This is a genomic window from Dysgonomonadaceae bacterium zrk40 (assembly GCA_016916535.1).
Taxonomy (GTDB): domain Bacteria; phylum Bacteroidota; class Bacteroidia; order Bacteroidales; family Dysgonomonadaceae; genus Proteiniphilum.
Genome location: CP070278.1, coordinates 118,577 through 134,593, shown reverse-complemented (window position 1 = coordinate 134,593; position 16,017 = coordinate 118,577). Strand labels below are relative to the sequence as shown.

Below are 16,017 nucleotides of genomic sequence, written 5' to 3'. Positions count from 1 at the left end.
GTCAGTACCGCACCCGCTTGTCGATGACCAGATAGAGAAGGTCGGTCAGAAGATTGATGAAGACGTAGAGGATCGCCACCACGATGAGCGTGCCCTGGATCACGGGATAATCCCGTCGCAGCACCGCATTCACCACAAGGCTGCCAAGTCCCGGCAGATTGAACACCCGTTCCGTGACCACGGCGCCGGCCACCAGCAGCGCGAAGGTGAGCCCGACGACGGTGATGATCGGAATGCCGGCGTTCTTGAGCGCGTGACGCAGCACCACGCGGCGCTCGCTCATGCCTTTGGCGCGGGCGGTGCGCACATAGTCTTCGCCGAGAATGTCCAGCATCGAAGCGCGGGTGAAACGCAGGATCAGCGCGGAGTTCACGATGCCGAGCGTGATCGAGGGCAGCACAAGATGCCACATTCGATCGAGGAAACCGGCATCGGGCCCGCCATAGCCGGAGGCGGGAAACCAGCCGAGTTCGGTGGCGAGATAGCGCTGAAAGATGAGGCCGGTCAGGAAGCTTGGAACCGATGCGGCGAGCATGGCGGTCGTCACCGCCGACTGATCCAGCACCGAGCCGCGCCGATAAGCCGCGTAGATTCCGATCGGCGTGGCGATGACGAGGGCGAAGATCAGCGAGAACAGCGACAGGAACACGGTCGGTTCGGCCCGCGCCGCGAGTACCGACGTCACGGAATTGTCAAAGAAAAGCGAGCGGCCGAGATCACCCTGTGCGGCATTGGCAACGAAGGTGAGGTATTGCACGAAGATCGGCCGATCGAGGCCGAGGCTGGCGCGCAGATCCATGACGTCCTGAGGCGTCGCGTCCGGCCCCAGCATCAGGGCCGCCGGATCTCCCGGCGCAAGCCGCACAAGCACGAAGGCGATCGTCAGCACGAGGAAGGTTACGACCAGCATGCCCACAAAACGCCTGATCAGATAATTTGTCATTCAGTTCGATCCCCTGGCATATCGACGAAGCATATCCGAGCCCCGGACGATAACCGCATTCGACGTCTCGCGACCATGAAGGACTTATCAGGAGCGGCCGGCGCAGCGATCATGGCACCGCGCCGGCATGCCTCGTTATTCGGACGTCGAGGCATTCCAGAACTGCGGCCACGGCGAAGCGCTGACGCCTTCGAGCGTCTTCGACTTGCCTTGAAGCGCATTGAAGTTGCCGATCTTGATGAAGCCGACATTCTCGTAAAGTTCGGTCTGGAGTTCCTTGAACACGGCCTTGCGGATTTCCGGATCCGTCTCGGTGGTGAAACGGGCATAGATCTCGTTCTTGACCGGATCATTCCAGCCTTCACGCGCTTCGGCCGAGAAGCTGGAGATCAGCGCCGGCTCGGGCAGGAACGGGGAGTGGGTGATGTAGATGTCCCACAGATCGGGGTTGTTGCGCCGCTCGGCGAGCGTGGCCCAGTCCACGACATCCATCTGCACCTTGAAGCCGGCGGCTTCGAGTGCGGCCTTCGCGACCAGGGCCATCTGGTAGTGGAACTCGTACTGGCGCGAGGTCAGGATGCGCAGCGGCGTGCCGTCATAGCCCGCCTTCTCCAGGTGCGCGGCGGCGGCTTTGATATCGTTCTGATTATAGAGTTCGACGCCGCCGTCATTGTTCCAGACCCAGCCTTCCGGGTACATCGCGCCTTCGACCTGATAGAATTTCTCGTCGCCAAAGGCGGCATACAGCATGTCGTCGAAGGGCAGGGCGGCCTGGACGGCTTTGCGGATTTCGATATCGGTCATCATGCCCTTCTTGTGGTTCATCGCGAACAGCGGCCAGCCGAAGGGCTCCAGCAGCAATGGCTCGGCGACGTCGCTCGACTCCAGCCTGCCATAAGATTCCGTCGACAGACTGTCGGCAAAATCGAACTGGCCGGAAAGCAAGCCCTCAACCCGCGTATTCGGGTCGGCAACGGGCACGAAGCGGATTTCATCGGGAATCTGCTTGCGTTCGGCCGCGCCTGTCGGCTGGGTATAGCCATCGAAGCGGACAAGCTGGATGTACTGGTCCGGCACATAATCGGCTATCTCGTAAGGACCGGTTCCGACCACATTGTCGATCTGGTCGGCGAGGATCTCCTCGGGATAGACCACCGCCGCCGAGTTTGAGAATGCGAGCAGGGAAAGAAGCGGCGCGTAAGGCTGGTTGAGCTTGATGGTCACCTCATAATCGCCGGTCGCCTCGACGCTGTCGACATAGGCGGCGACGCTCTTGCCGCGGGAGGCCACTTTGAGCCAACGCTCCAGCGAGCCGACAACATCAGCCGAATCCATGGTGGAACCGTCGTGGAAGGTGACGCCTTCGCGGATCGGAATGACATAGGTCAGCCCGTCATCGCTGACATCCGGCGTGGCCGCGGCAAGCAGCGGAACCGTCGCCCAATTGTCGTCGAAGGTGAACAGGGTCTCGACGAAGTGCTGGGTCACGATGCTGACCACGTCCTTGGTGGAGACCATGGGGTCGAACGTATCGGGTTCGCCGATCATGGCTACATCGACTTCGGTTTGCGCCTGGGCGTGACCGGACACGGCCATCGCGAGCGCCAGCGCCGAAGCGCATGACAATTGAGAGAGAAGACGGTTCATGATTGCTGCTCCATTATTATGTAATATAGTCCCATTTAAGAGAATATAAATAGCTCTATATGCTGTCAACGGATTTGTTTCGGGGGCCTTGACTGGTCAGTCCTCGTCCCGCCATTCGTCATCGCAACATGCTTCGAGCCGGCGACACAGGGCGGTAACAAGAGCAGTTCAAAATCCTGCGCGGTCTTAATCAATGCTCAAGCGGCGATTGCCGGTTCCAGTTCACGGTGACGACCCACACCCCGATGCATTCGACAAAACAGCCTTTGAGCGCATGGCTCAAGGCGATGTAGTGGCTGTTGCAATCCGACAAGGGTATGTCATCGATCCGTCTTGCGGAAACACTTGGGGGCCATTCAGCCTACCGCGAGGCGGATCGGACATGCTATGGGACGCCGGCGCAGGGGCCCGGCGCGGCGCGCGATCTTGGGTTGAACGAGGCGACTGACGACGCCGCGCGGCAAGGCGATGGCGCGTTGTTCTGGACATCCTCGGAAGCGATGCCCGACATGTTCTACTTCTTCGACTTCACCAACGGCTTTTTCGACATGCGCAGCCAGGGTTTTTACCTGTCCGTCCTGCTCGTGAAAGACAGTTTGCAATGAAGCGCCTCTCCATGCCCGCGTCGCCGAAGTGCTGAGATCGCACGCCGCACAAAGGCCAACGAGGGAAAAAGACACGGCCATGCGGATGGAGTCGACGGGCGTGTCCCGCGCTGTTTCGTCTATCCGTCCGCTTGCCTATCGCCCGAAAGCCCGGAGGAACCAATCTGAGGGGGCTGACTACCATCCCGATATTATCGGACCCTGCGTCGCGAGCTACTGCCGTCCGAGACGAGCGATCGGGGCTTTTGCCATCGTGGCTTCCGCTGGCGCCATAATGCCGAATCGAGGAGCCGGGAACCACTCATCTCACCTGTTCAGTTTTTACCGGGTCACATCACTCCGTTGCGTTGACCCGCGAATGATGAGGGCGGGTTCCAGTGTCAGGCCTTCCGGCTGCGGCTTGTCCTCGATCATCGCCATGATACGCTTCATGACGACCTCACCCGTTGCCTGGCTGCAGACGTCAACGGTGGTCAGCGGCGGCGTTATGTATCGGCTTGTCGGAATATTATCTATGCCGGCAAAGGCCACGTCATCGGGCACCTTGAAGCCAAGCGCGCGCGCCTCACTCATCAGGCCGATTGCGACGAGGTCGTTGCAGCCGATGATGACATCAGGACGATCCGGGTTCAGCAGCGCGCGGGCGGCCGCCCGCTCGCCGGCCTCGCTGGTTGGTTCCTCAACGTCAAAGACTTGCAGGTCCAGTCCTGCGGGTTCCAGAACGTCGCGCAATCCGCGAAGACGTTCGATATTCCATGATGCCCGCGAATAGCCGACATAGCCGAACTTTCTGAAGCCCTGGCGCACCAGATATTGCGCCAGGAGCGAGGCGACCTGAACGCTATCCGTGCCGACCGTGAGAACATCGTCGCATTCGGGCTGGCCAAGAAAGGCCACCGGCTTGTCGAGGTCTGCCAACCATTCAACGACATCCTGCGGAACGCGGGCGCTGACAATCAGCCCGTCGGTGCGCGGCGAGAGCGCCTCGAGCAGCGGCCGGGCCGCTGAAATGCTCTCTTCCATGTCGACGACGAGGAGATTGTAGCCGTTTTCCAGTGCCACGCGGTTAGCGCCTTTGACCACATTGGCATAATGCGGGTTGGCGATATCCATGACGGCAAGTCCGATCGCCGTCGTCCGTCCGGTTACCATAGAGCGTGCAAGCGGGTTCTGGCTATAGCTCAGATCCTTGATGGCGCTGCGCAGCTTGTCTTCGACCGGTTGAGAGAAGGATTGCTGCCCGTTTACATATTTGGAAACGGTTGCAATGGAAACACCAGCTCGTTCTGCCACATCGCGTATCGTCGGTCTTCGTTGGCGGCTCATGCGAGGTAAACGCTTTCCTATAATATCAGCTCATTCCAGGGATGAGATTGTCTCGATGCGGCTTTTGACGGGCAGGCGCGCCTTCTGGCGCCGTAAATTCTCACCTGTCAGGCCGATATGGCCTTCTATATATCACTAAGTGCCGCTCATAACACGAGAAAATTTTAGTTAAACGTTTTCTTGATTTGTCGAAAAATCTGTGCGTATAGTCCGTCCATGCTCAGGAGAGCATGCCCTGCCGTGGGTGAGCTTCAGGCGTTATCCGGGAGGTGTGCAGGGAAAAGTCAACTTTGAGGAGGTTTCCCATGAGGAAAGCAGGAGCTTTCGCAGCCGTGGTGCTGGCAGGCACGACGCTTGCAACAACAGCCTATTCCGCCGAAACGCTTGAAGTCTGGATGCGCTATGGCGACGCCGAACGCCCGACGATTGAACGCATCATCGACGGCTTTACTGCCGAAACCGGCATCAATGTCGATCTGTTTCTGGCCAATATCGATTTTGAAACGCGTCTTGCGCGGGCGGCGGCGGGCGGCAGCCTTCCGGACCTGATCATCAACGATGCCACGTCGATGGGCCAGTTGCAGGAGATGGGCATCGTCAAGCAGATCGATCGCGAGTCGATTTCAGGCGGCGACCAGCTCTACGATGTCGCATGGAACAGCGTGCACGCGCCTGACGGCAACTACTATGGCGTTCCCACCTCCGCACAGGCCTTTGCGGTGTTCGTCCGCAAGGACTGGCGCGAGAAGCTGGGCTATGACGTGCCGGAAACCTGGGACGATCTCTACAATCTGGCCAAGGCCTTTACCGAGGAAGACCCGGATGGCAACGGCGCCGATGACACCTATGGCTATGTGATGCCGCTTTCGAGCACGCGCGGATACGCATCCTGGTTCATGTCGGATCTGATCTGGCAGGCGGGCGGGCAGTTCCTGCAGCCTGAGGGCGACGGCTATGTTTCATCCATGGCAACGCCCGAGGTCGTCGAAGCTGTCGGCTTTGCCCGCAAAATGATCTGCGAAGGCTATGCGCAGCCCGCGGCGATCACGTCGACCACCGGCGATGCGACGCCTGTCTTTTCGTCGGGTCAGGCCGGCATCTATCGCTCCGGTCCCTATCACATCGCGGCTTTCGTGCGCGAGCCGGGCCGCGACAAGTTCGAAGTCATTGCGCCGCCCGCCGGTCCGGCCGGCCAGGCCGAGCTCGCCGAAGGCGAAGCCGCCTTCGTGATGGTCACCACCGAGCAAGAGGACGCGGCCAAGCAGTTCATCGAATATCTGATCTCCGAAAAGGGACAGGAAACCGGCATGGCCGCCGGTACCGGCGACAACGCGATTGTGCGCCTTTCGGTCAACAAGAATGTGGATACCAAGGCGGTCCAGCCCGATCCGGCATGGGCAACCTATGCCGATCTCTATGCCACGTCGGCCCGTTACTTCCCGAGCGTGCCCAACTGGAAACCGATCCGGCAGGCCGCAGCCGAGGGTCTCAATCAGGTGCTTTCAAGCTGCGATTCCGATATCATGGCTGGCCTTGAGAACACAGACGAGGTCATCAACGCCGAACTCGACCAGCAGGGCGTCCTCGCCAGGTAGGGTCTGCCCAACAAGTCTGGCGCCGCGCATTTGCCTCTCCCGTGGCGCGGCGCCAGGCAGCCAGTGAAACATGTCCGGCTGCACGTCATTACCCTCAATTTTCGCAACTTTCGGTGCCGGGGCGTTTCCGGCGCCTGCCAGAGCCTTCTGGCGTTCCGCGGAGGAGCATATGCGGTTTCGTTCCAAAAATCTGAGCTGGATCATTCCCTGGCTTTTTCTGGCTCCGGCGCTGATCGTTTTCACCTGGTTCAAGTTCGTGCCCATCGTCAAGGGGCTGTTCATGAGCTTTTACAAGGTGAAGTTCATCGGCGCCGATCAGTGGGTTGGACTTGCCAATTTTGAACGCGCCTTTTCCGACAGCGCGTTGCATGCGGCAACGCTCAATACGCTTATCTATGTCGTCGTGACCACGCTTGCCGGCGGCATGCTCGCCTTTGCCGTCGCCATGGCTCTGGAGGGGCAGGCCCGCCATATCCGTCTGATCCGGACCGCGATTTTCTTCCCGGCGGTGACCTCGATCGCCGTTCTCGCCGAAATCTGGCGGATTCTCTTCTATCCGGGGACAACCGGGGTGGTGAACCAGATGCTGGGCGTCTTCGGCGTCGCGCCGCAAGGGTTCATGTCCGATCCCGATCAGGCGCTGTTCATCGTCATACTGCTGCAGATATGGAAAAATGTGCCCTACAACATGGTGATCTTCATCGCCGGTCTCGCGGGCATCAATCGGGAGCTTTACGACGCTGCCGATGTCGATGGCGCCAGCCCGCTGCGCAAGCTCTGGCATGTCACGATCCCCGGTCTGGTGCCTGCCTTTTCTGTGGTGATCATGCTTTCGCTCATCCGCGGCTTCCGCGTCTTCACCGAAATCTACACCACAACCGGCGGCGGGCCGGCCGGCGCCACCGAAGTGATCATGACCAGTATCTTCAAGACCGGTTTCGAGCGCTTCGATTACGGATATGCCTCGGCGGTATCCTTCCTGCTGTTCGCCTTCACGGTGACCCTGACCATCGTCCATGTCACCGTGAAGAACCGGATCGACCGGACGTGAGGATGATCTGATGAAAATGACGCTCTCTCAACGTATCGCCCGCGGGCTGGTCTATGCCCTGTTGCTCATTGTCTTTTGCGGCCCGTTCTGGGGTGTTGTCGCCACCGCCTTTACCAAGAACACGGTTCAGCCCGGACAGCTGGTGCTCTGGCCGAGCCAGCCGACGCTCGACCATTTCATCTACGCCTGGACGGAAGTGAAGGTCTGGATCTACCTCTTCAACTCCATGTTCGTCGTTGTCATCGCGACGGCACTGCAGACGCTGGTCAGTGCTCTCGCCGCCTATGCGCTCGCCCGCAAGAAGTTTCGGGGTGCCGTCATCGTCAGCCTTGCGATCCTGTCGACGATGATGCTGCCGGATGAAGTGATCGCGATCCCGCTCTACCTGATCCTGCATGCAAAACTGCCGATCCTGCATACGTCCATCTACAACACCTATGCGGCGATGATCCTGCCGGTGGTTGGCTGGGCATTCTCGGTGTTCCTGTTGACGGAGTTCATGAAAGCGATTCCGCGCGATCTTGAAGATGCGGCACGGGTCGATGGCGCCAATGAGCTGCAGATTTTCTGGCGCGTGGTTTTGCCGCTCGTCAAGCCGGCGCTGGGCACGGCAACCATCTTCGGCTTCCTGATGATCTGGGACCAGTATCTTCTGCCGCTGATTGCTGTCGACGACCGCAATCTCTATACGCTGCCCGTTGTCCTGCGCTCGCTGCGCGTCGACGAGATCATGCAGCAGAACATCTTTATCGCCGTTACCGTCATCGCCACGGTGCCCTGCATCATTGTCTATCTCCTGCTTCAAAAACAGTTCAATCGCGGGCTGATGTCCGGCGCGGTCAAGGGCTAAGCGAAAGGTTCAGGTGAAAAAATGGGTTCAGTAAGCCTCAAAAATGTCAACAAGTCCTTCGGCGCGGTCGACGTGATCCATGACGTGTCGCTTGATATCGAAGATGGCGAGTTCTGTGTTCTGATCGGGCCCTCCGGTTCGGGAAAGTCGACGTTGCTGCGCATTATCGCTGGTCTCGAAGACGTCACAAGCGGCGCGATAAGGATCGACGAGCGCGACGTGACCGAGCTGCCGCCGAAACAGCGCGATATCGCCATGGTCTTTCAGACCTATGCCCTTTATCCGCAGATGACGGTGGCCGAGAATATGGGTTTTGCGCTGAAACTTGCCGGCATGCCGAAGGCGCAGATTGCCGAAAAGGTGCAGGAGACCGCGCGTATGCTCGAGCTTGAGCCACTGCTTGAGCGCTTGCCGAAGGCGCTTTCCGGCGGCCAGCGGCAGCGCGTTTCGATGGGCCGGGCCATCGTACGCGATCCGTCGGTGTTCCTGTTCGACGAACCACTCTCCAATCTCGATGCGAAGCTCAGGGTACAGGTGCGCGGCGAGATCGCCGATCTGCATCGACGCCTGGGCACGACCTCCGTTTACGTGACGCATGACCAGGTGGAGGCCATGACGCTCGGTCAGAAGATCGTCGTGCTGCGCGATGGCAGGATCGAGCAGGCGGGACCGCCGTTGACGCTGTACGAGGATCCGGTCAACACCTTCGTTGCCAGCTTTCTTGGTACGCCGTCGATCAACCTTGTCGAGGCGCGTGTGGAAGGCGGTCATGGCGAGGCGTCAGCCCGGCTTGTCGACGGAACCCTGCTTTCGCTCGGATCGGGTCATGATTGCCGCGAGGGGCAGGCTATTCTGTACGGCATTCGCCCGGAACATGTCGGCATTGTGGAAGGGCATCGGGAGGGCGGCATTTTCGCCACCATTCATGCCGTCGAGAACACCGGCTCGGACATGGTGATCGTATCGGATACGGGCGGCTACCGCCTTACTGCGGCCTTCAAGGAACAGCGTCCGCTGGAAGCGGGACAGGCGGTCACGATCATCCCCGACCTCTCCAAGGTCCGGGTCTTCGATGCCGAAAGCGGGAAACGGATCCGCCGCCGCGAAGACAGCTGAAGCGCAAGACATATCGAAAATGACCAGCCGGCCGCTCAGCGGTCATCGGCCTGTGCCCGAACGGGAAATTGAAATGTTCAAAGATGCGATGAAAATAGAGCGGCTCCTTGATGGACTGCAAAAACACAAAGACTGGAAACCGTTTCCCGGTATCGAGGCGCGTGACCGGTGGGCGGCCGTTGCCGAAGAACCGGCTTTGAAAATGCCGGTTGCGGCCATCATCGCCGTTGCCGACCAGCTTCTGGATGAAGAGATCGATCCGCTGACCGGCACGATGTACATGAATTTCATGACCAATGGCGACCGGACCTTTTACGAGGAAAGCTACTTTCGCCGGCGCTACGAACTGTCGCATCTCGTCATCGCGGAATGCCTGACGGCCAAGGGCACATATCTTGCGAAGATCATCGACTATCTCTGGGAAATTCTCGGCGAGGTGAGCTGGTGCGTGCCGGCGCATAATTTTGCCGGCCAGCACGACATGGTGATGTTCAAGCGGGCCAATCCCTGGAAAGAGGATGATCCCCTGCCGGTGCCCGGCGACGATTATCTCGATCTGTTCGCCTGTGAAACGGCCGCGACGCTGGCCGAGACATGCTATCTTCTCAAGCATACATTGCTGGAAACGGTACCGTCGCTCTACCACCGCATTCATGGCGAAATCGACCGGCGCGCACTGCAATTGCTAGAAGGACCCAAGCTTTATGGCTGGTATCTCGGGCGCAACAACTGGACGGCGTGGTGTTCGCATAATCTTCTGCTGGCCGCCTGCTATACGGTCGAGGACGAACAACGGCTCGTCAGTCTTGCGCTGAAACTCATGGTGCCGATGCAGCGCTTCTTCGACACGATCGAGCCATCGGGCGCCTGTATCGAGGGGCCCGGCTACTGGGTTGTGAGCGCAGGGCGACTTGCCGGGTTTGTCAGCCTCGTCGAAGAGCGTTTCGGCCTCTCCCTGAACGCAGCGGAAAATGAGAAATTCCGCAATTTCGGGGAGCATATCCTGCCCCTCAACATCGGCGAGAACCTCTTCGTCAACTTCGCCGATGGCGGCCTGAAGCTCGACCTCGACCAGGGGCTTTTGAGCCGCTATGCCGGTCTGATCGGTTCGGAGCAGCTTGCAAGCCTCGTCAGCGAGGATATCGACCGGCTGGCGGCGCGCAAGCTTGCCAATCCGGGCAGGGCGCGGGGACGCAATGACTATGCCCGGCAGTTTCTCGTGCATCTGACCCGGCTTTTGTTCTGGACGCCTGAAAACCGGAATGCCGTGCCCCGGACCTGCGAAAAAAGTGTTTGGCTTGCCGATATGCAGATGATGATCGCGCGCTCGGATGAGCGACCGGGAACGGGCCTGATGCTGAGCGCAATCGCCGGCAGCAATGATCCGGAGGTCAACCATCACTCCCATAACGACGTCGGGCATTTCAGCGTCTATCTCGATGGTGAACCGATGATCATCGACCTCGGGCAAGGCGCCTATTCGCGCGCGACCTTTACCGAAACGCGCTACGACATGTGGCACATCAGCTCGAAGGGTCATAATGTTCCGAGCGTCAATGAACAGCTGCAGTATGCAGGGGCGGGGGCTGCCGCGCGCGATGTTGATTACCGGCATGACGGCGTCTCAACTGTCCTCAGCCTCGACGCCGGGCCGGCCTATTTCAGCGAGCCGGGCTCTCGACGCATCCATCGCAAGATCACGTTCAGCCACGAGGCCGCCGAAATCCGGATCGATGACGAAGTAACGCTCGGCGTACCGCTGAGACGCTTCATGCTGCCGCTGCATGTCTCCGACCGAAAGATCACGGTGCAGGAGGACGGATCATGCCGGATAGCCGGTGAGAACAGAACACTCGTCATTACGCCGGAAAATCTGCGCGTCCGTAATGTGGAACCGATCGAGATCACCGATCCGCGCCATCTGGAAGTCTGGGGCGGGCGCATCTTCCGCATTTGCTTTGAGGCTGCAGATCTCGCCAGGGCCCGTTTCGGACTGACGATGCACGTTGAATGACGGACGGTTTTCGTCCTGTCGAAAGGAGGAAGAAAGATGTTTGTTTACAGCAATGACGTCCAGGTCGAGGATCTGGGTGACGGCGTGAGCCGGAAAATCCTTGCCTACAGCGAAAACGGCATGTCGGTCGAAGTATCCTTCGAGGAAGGCGCCATCGGGCCGCTTCATCACCACTACCATGAGCAGTTCACCTATGTTCTTTCCGGCACGTTCGAATTCACCATCGGCGATGAAACCAAGATCGTGAAGGCCGGCGACTTGCTCTACAAGGCTCCCGATGTTCCGCATGGCTGCCGCTGCCTGAAAGCCGGCAAGCTGCTCGACACTTTCGTGCCGATGCGTGAGGACTTTCTGAAATTATCCTGAGCGGTCTTGAGCCCCGCCACAACGCACTTCCGGTTTGGAACTCAAGGCTTGTAACGAGGTGCGAAATCACGATTGACGGCGTCCGCATGGAGAGCCTGACGCCCGCGCGCTGGCGCAGCATGGCACAGCCTTCGTACGCCACGCTGGAAGCGCTTTCGACGCTTTACGACACGGCCAAGACCACAGCGATGATGAATTTCATCCTGTTCGGCGCGCTGACATTCGCCAATTATGTCAATCTCTCCGGCATGACGAGCGACATGCAGACCATTCTGACGGGTTTCGGCGACAATCCGTGGGGCGTGATCCTGATGATCACCCTGATTTACCTCGTGCTCGGCTGCATGCTGGAAGGCCTGTCGATGATTACGCTGACCGTGCCGATTTTCTATCCGATCGTCGCCCAATACGGCTTTGATCTGATCTGGTTCGGCATTTATGTCGTGATCGTCACCGAGGTCAGCTACATCACGCCGCCCATGGGCCTCAACGCCTTCGTGTTGCGCTCGGTGGTCAAGGACGTCTCGCTTGCGACGATATTCAGGGGGCTTTCGAGCTTTCTGGTCGTCGATGTCGTCCGTCTCGTCCTGATCCTGATTTTCCCCACGATCGCGCTTCTGTTGCCCAACCTGATGTAGCGGTGTCGGCTGGCGGCGGAAGTACACAGAATGGCAGGCACCTTCCGCTTCCTCGCCGTCGCCATTGCGGCGTCGAGCGAAAAGCAGAATCCGGCTTTTGTCCATCCGACATCTCAATAGATGGAAAGCGGAGCATCGGGGGATGTCGATCCATCGCCCGATGCCCGGCGGCAGCGCCGACTACATGAAATCGCGGGGGATGCGCTGTTCGAAGGACTTCGCGAAGATTTCGCGGTCGCCTTCGAATGCCGTCACGCTTGCCGCGATGATCCAGTCCTTATTCGTGCAGCGCATTGTCGTGGTTGTCCTGGTCGAAACCGACCAGCCATCGCGCTCGATCCGGATATTCCAGTCGATATCGCCCTTCATCGACAGCGGGTCGTTGGGGTCGATCGACCAGTCCTCATTGCGGATTTCCTGCGTGCGCAATCCATTTTGCGGATGCACTTCCAGCCCGGTGTCTTCGTAGATGCGGTAGTGGGTCAGCCCTGTGACCAGATCCTTTTCGACCGAGCGGCGGGTCTCCTCCGGTGACCGCATTTCATATTGCGGCAGCGGATTTGGGTTTTCCGGCTCGGCGACGGTGATGCGCTCATGATCGCCGAGGAGCGGCAGGGCAAGGCGGATGCTCGCGGTATCGATCGTGAGCCCCGGCGCTTCGGGTGACGGCAGAATGATCGGCCAGTAGCTTGTGGAAAGCGCGAGCTTGATGCGATGGCCCGGCGCGAAGCGATAGCCCATGGCGTCAAGCTGCATGGTGATGCGCGTCTTCTCGCCGCGCGGCATCTTGGCCGGCGTTTCGTTACCGTCGCGATGGGCAAGGTTCAGGACGCCGTAGCAGGCGCGGGTCTCCGTGCCGTCGGGATGGACATCGATGATCCGCACGGCGAGGTTTTCCCAGTCGCCCTCGCAGGCAACATCGACGGTAAGTTCCGGCGCGCCTAGATAGACGGCCTCTTCCGCAAGCGGCGCTGTCTGGAAGGTCAGCGAACCGCCGTCATCGCTGCGCTGATCGCCGGCGATCTCCGCGTCAGGCTTCAGCGTGAACCATTCGCCGCCGCTGATGCCGGTGTCGAGCGGGGAGCGCAGATAGATGTCGCCTGTGCCCTCGCTGCCACCTGTCGCGTTGAGCGTGCCGTCGGCTCCAACCGTCAGAGTGTCCGTCTCTGGCGCTTCCCAGGACTGCTTGGCGACCCAGTAGCCGGGATCGCTGTCGCGCCTCAGCGCCGGGCGCGGTCCATCGAGGATATAGGCGCGCATCTGCGGGAGCTGTTCAGCACCATTACCGGCATCGTCCAGCCAGCGTTTCCACCAGGCGATGGCTTCGGCGTGGAAGTCCATGCGCGGTTTCGGCCAGGCGAAATGCGGATATTTGTGCACCCACGGGCCGACGATCGCCTTGCCCCTGTCGCCGAGGCCCTCGATCGCCTTCAGCGGCGTATTGCGATAGCCATCCGCCCAGCCGGCAATGACCAGCGCGGGAACCGGGAACCCGTCGAAATCCTCGCAGATCGACCCGTGTTTCCAGAAATCGTCGCGGCGCTGATGGGCAAGCCATTCCTCCATGAAGAAGGGCTGGCCTTCCAGCCGCTCCAGCCACATGTCCTTCCACCGGTCGCCGACGAGATCGATATCCGGCGTGCGCGACTGATAGGCGAGCATCGTGCCCGCCCATGAGAGCTGGGCGGAGAGATGCGTGCCGTTCTTGTAGTGAATATCGTCATTGTAACGGTCGACGGTGGAGGCGATCGAGATCACGGCCTTCAACTGCGGCGGCTTGAGGGCGGCCACCTGCAGGCAGTTGAACCCGCCCCAGGAAATGCCCATCATGCCGACATTGCCGTTCGACCAGGGCTGTGCGGCGATCCATTCGAGAATTTCACAGGCATCGGAGAGTTCGCGCGGGGTATATTCGCCATCGATGACGCCGTCGGATTCGCCCGACCCGCGGATATCGACCCGCACACCGGCAATGCCGGCGGCGGCGAAGACCGGATAGGTGGATTCGTCGCGCGGATCGGTTCCGCCGCGCTTGCGGTAGGGCAGATATTCCAGCACGGTTGGCACCGGCTTGTCGGCCGCGCCGTCCGGCATCCAGATTCGCGTTGCCAGGCGCGTGCCGTCCGCAAGCGTGATCCACTGGTCCTCGGACGTCGTAAAACCTTGTTTCGCCATGGTTTTGACCTTTTCGTATTCGGGGTCTGTCAGTAAGGGAGCGCGGGCCGGAGGGGTGGCCCGGCCGGAATGTGTCAGTTGCCGGCGCTGGAAGTCCTGCGGTTGGCAAGCACCTCTTCCAGCCAGCCGATCTTCATTTCGGGCACGGATTTCAGCAGCAGATCGGTATAGTCGTCGAAGGGCGGGGAAAGCGCCTCCGCCTTGGGGCCGAAACGGACCAATTTGCCCTGATGCATCACCGCCACGCTGTCGGCAATCGCCCGGACAATGGCGATGTCGTGGGTGATGAAGATGTAGGAAAGCTGCTTTTCCTTCTGAAGCTGCAGCAGCAGCTTCAAAATGCCGTCGGCCACCAGCGGGTCGAGCGCCGAGGTCGGTTCGTCGCAGATGATCAGCTCCGGCCGGGCGGCCAGCGCGCGGGCAATCGCCACGCGCTGTTTCTGGCCGCCGGAAAGCTCGGCGGGGTAACGGTCGTAGAAACCGCTGCCCATTTCGATCTGCTCGAGCAACTCGTTGACCCGGCTGTGGCGCGCCGAACCGCGCAGGCCCTCGTAGAAGGTCACAGCCCTGCCGATGATGCCGCCCACGGTCTGGCGCGGGTTCATGGCGGTGTCGGCCATCTGATAGATCAGCTGAAGCTGCCGCAGCTCCTCGCGGCTGCGGTTCTTCAGCGCCGGCGGCAGGTCTTTTCCATTGAACCGCACGCTACCGGCTGTCGGCGGCAGAAGCCCGGTGGCGACCCGCGCAAGTGTCGATTTGCCCGAACCGGATTCGCCGACAATCGCGAGCGTCTGCCCCTTGGGAACATGCAGCGACACATCAAACAGCACCGGCATGGTGCCGTAGGAGGCCGAGATGTTGTTCATCTCGAAGAAGCGGTCGGACTGGTCGGCGGCCTCCGCGTGGCGGATCGCGCGGACATTCACCAGTTCGCGGGTGTATTCGGCATCGGGGTTTTCGATGATCTTTTCAACGCTGCCATATTCCACGGTTTCGCCGTTGCGCAGCACCATGATGTCGTCGGCGACCTGGGCCACTACCGCGAGGTCATGGGTGATGTAGAGCGCGGCGGTTCCGGTCCTGGCGATCGCATTTTTGATCGCGGCCAGAACGTCGATCTGGGTGGTGACGTCCAGCGCCGTTGTCGGCTCGTCGAAGACGATCAGTTCCGGATGGCTGCAGAGCGCCATCGCCGTCATCGCCCGCTGCAACTGTCCGCCGGACACCTGGTGGGGATAGCGGTTGCCGAAACTCTCCGGATCCGGCAGGCCGAGGATATCGAACAGTTCGACAGCACGCTTCCGGGCCTTGCCACGGCTCATCAGCCCGTGGCGCACGGTCGCCTCGATCACCTGATCGCCGAGCTTGTGGGCCGGATTGAACGAGGCCGCCGCCGATTGCGAGACATAGCAGACCCGCGCGCCGCGCAGCGCCCGCGTGCCGGACTTGCCGAGCTTCAGGATATCGACGCCGTCCAACAGCACTTCGCCGCCGGTGATGGTGACGCCGCCGCGCCCATAGGCGAGCGGCGAGAGCCCGATGGTGGACTTGCCCGCGCCCGATTCGCCGATCAGCCCGAGCACCTTGCCGCGTTCCAGCGTGAAACTCACGTCCTTGACGATCTCGATCGGATGCGGGCGTTCGCCCGGCGGATAGGCCATCGCGCCGATCTGCAGGTTACGGACCTGAAG

12 protein-coding genes and 1 pseudogene are annotated in these 16,017 nt (G+C 60.4%); 8 read left to right on the top strand and 5 right to left on the bottom strand.

Going from position 1 to position 16,017, the window contains the following annotated elements:
- Position 1: 1 nt before the first annotated feature.
- Positions 2-943, bottom strand: a complete 942-nt coding sequence (locus JS578_14185; protein ID QRX65194.1) for an ABC transporter permease — start codon at positions 941-943, stop codon at positions 2-4.
- 135 nt (positions 944-1,078) lie between these two features.
- Positions 1,079-2,590, bottom strand: coding sequence for an ABC transporter substrate-binding protein (locus JS578_14180; protein ID QRX65193.1), 1,512 nt, complete (start codon positions 2,588-2,590; stop codon positions 1,079-1,081).
- 182 nt (positions 2,591-2,772) lie between these two features.
- On the opposite strand from JS578_14180, the pseudogene JS578_14175 reads away from it, so the two are divergent.
- Positions 2,773-2,980, top strand: a pseudogene (locus tag JS578_14175) (IS1595 family transposase).
- A 536-nt stretch (positions 2,981-3,516) separates the two neighbouring features.
- On the opposite strand, the gene JS578_14170 reads toward JS578_14175, so the two are convergent.
- Positions 3,517-4,521, bottom strand: coding sequence for a LacI family DNA-binding transcriptional regulator (locus tag JS578_14170; protein QRX65192.1), 1,005 nt, complete (start codon positions 4,519-4,521; stop codon positions 3,517-3,519).
- A 305-nt stretch (positions 4,522-4,826) separates the two neighbouring features.
- Between JS578_14170 and JS578_14165 the strand changes: the two genes are divergently transcribed.
- The 7 genes from JS578_14165 to JS578_14135 all read left to right on the top strand — a co-directional run bounded on the left by JS578_14165 (position 4,827) and on the right by JS578_14135 (position 12,151).
- Entirely contained in the window at positions 4,827-6,116 is a 1,290-nt protein-coding gene (locus JS578_14165) for a sugar ABC transporter substrate-binding protein (GenBank protein QRX65191.1), read from the top strand.
- A 169-nt stretch (positions 6,117-6,285) separates the two neighbouring features.
- On the top strand, positions 6,286-7,167 hold the full coding sequence (locus JS578_14160) for a sugar ABC transporter permease (protein QRX65386.1): 882 nt from the start codon (positions 6,286-6,288) through the stop codon (positions 7,165-7,167).
- 10 nt (positions 7,168-7,177) lie between these two features.
- A complete protein-coding gene (locus tag JS578_14155) occupies positions 7,178-8,017 on the top strand; it encodes a carbohydrate ABC transporter permease (protein QRX65190.1) in 840 nt (279 codons plus the stop codon).
- Positions 8,018-8,038: 21 nt separating this feature from the next.
- Positions 8,039-9,133, top strand: coding sequence for a sn-glycerol-3-phosphate ABC transporter ATP-binding protein UgpC (gene ugpC, locus JS578_14150; protein QRX65189.1), 1,095 nt, complete (start codon positions 8,039-8,041; stop codon positions 9,131-9,133).
- Positions 9,090-11,147 (top strand): heparinase II/III family protein, encoded by a 2,058-nt coding sequence (locus JS578_14145; GenBank protein QRX65188.1) that lies wholly within the window; start codon positions 9,090-9,092, stop codon positions 11,145-11,147. The genes ugpC and JS578_14145 overlap by 44 nt, the downstream gene beginning before the upstream one ends.
- Before the next feature lie 36 nt (positions 11,148-11,183).
- On the top strand, positions 11,184-11,513 hold the full coding sequence (locus JS578_14140) for a cupin domain-containing protein (protein QRX65374.1): 330 nt from the start codon (positions 11,184-11,186) through the stop codon (positions 11,511-11,513).
- A gap of 86 nt (positions 11,514-11,599) precedes the next feature.
- Positions 11,600-12,151 carry a TRAP transporter large permease subunit gene (locus JS578_14135; GenBank protein ID QRX65373.1) on the top strand — a complete coding sequence of 184 codons (552 nt, stop codon included), beginning with the start codon at positions 11,600-11,602 and terminating at the stop codon, positions 12,149-12,151.
- Positions 12,152-12,331: 180 nt separating this feature from the next.
- Here the strand turns inward: JS578_14135 and JS578_14130 are convergent, their stop codons facing one another.
- The gene (locus tag JS578_14130; protein QRX65372.1) at positions 12,332-14,326 is read right to left on the bottom strand and encodes a CocE/NonD family hydrolase; all 1,995 of its coding nucleotides are present in this window, start codon (positions 14,324-14,326) and stop codon (positions 12,332-12,334) included.
- 74 nt (positions 14,327-14,400) lie between these two features.
- Entirely contained in the window at positions 14,401-15,987 is a 1,587-nt protein-coding gene (locus JS578_14125) for an ABC transporter ATP-binding protein (protein ID QRX65385.1), read from the bottom strand.
- Positions 15,988-16,017 lie beyond the last annotated feature (30 nt).

What these genes read in the sequence shown, in the direction of transcription:
- JS578_14185 (QRX65194.1), bottom strand. Translation starts at nt 943, where the DNA reads ATGACAAATTATCTGATCAGGCGTTTTGTGGGCATGCTGGTCGTAACC.
- JS578_14180 (QRX65193.1), bottom strand. Translation starts at nt 2,590, where the DNA reads ATGAACCGTCTTCTCTCTCAATTGTCATGCGCTTCGGCGCTGGCGCTC.
- JS578_14170 (QRX65192.1), bottom strand. Translation starts at nt 4,521, where the DNA reads ATGAGCCGCCAACGAAGACCGACGATACGCGATGTGGCAGAACGAGCT.
- JS578_14165 (QRX65191.1), top strand. Translation starts at nt 4,827, where the DNA reads ATGAGGAAAGCAGGAGCTTTCGCAGCCGTGGTGCTGGCAGGCACGACG.
- JS578_14160 (QRX65386.1), top strand. Translation starts at nt 6,286, where the DNA reads ATGCGGTTTCGTTCCAAAAATCTGAGCTGGATCATTCCCTGGCTTTTT.
- JS578_14155 (QRX65190.1), top strand. Translation starts at nt 7,178, where the DNA reads ATGAAAATGACGCTCTCTCAACGTATCGCCCGCGGGCTGGTCTATGCC.
- ugpC (QRX65189.1), top strand. Translation starts at nt 8,039, where the DNA reads ATGGGTTCAGTAAGCCTCAAAAATGTCAACAAGTCCTTCGGCGCGGTC.
- JS578_14145 (QRX65188.1), top strand. Translation starts at nt 9,090, where the DNA reads ATGCCGAAAGCGGGAAACGGATCCGCCGCCGCGAAGACAGCTGAAGCG.
- JS578_14140 (QRX65374.1), top strand. Translation starts at nt 11,184, where the DNA reads ATGTTTGTTTACAGCAATGACGTCCAGGTCGAGGATCTGGGTGACGGC.
- JS578_14135 (QRX65373.1), top strand. Translation starts at nt 11,600, where the DNA reads ATGGAGAGCCTGACGCCCGCGCGCTGGCGCAGCATGGCACAGCCTTCG.
- JS578_14130 (QRX65372.1), bottom strand. Translation starts at nt 14,326, where the DNA reads ATGGCGAAACAAGGTTTTACGACGTCCGAGGACCAGTGGATCACGCTT.
- JS578_14125 (QRX65385.1), bottom strand. Translation starts at nt 15,987, where the DNA reads ATGGCCTATCCGCCGGGCGAACGCCCGCATCCGATCGAGATCGTCAAG.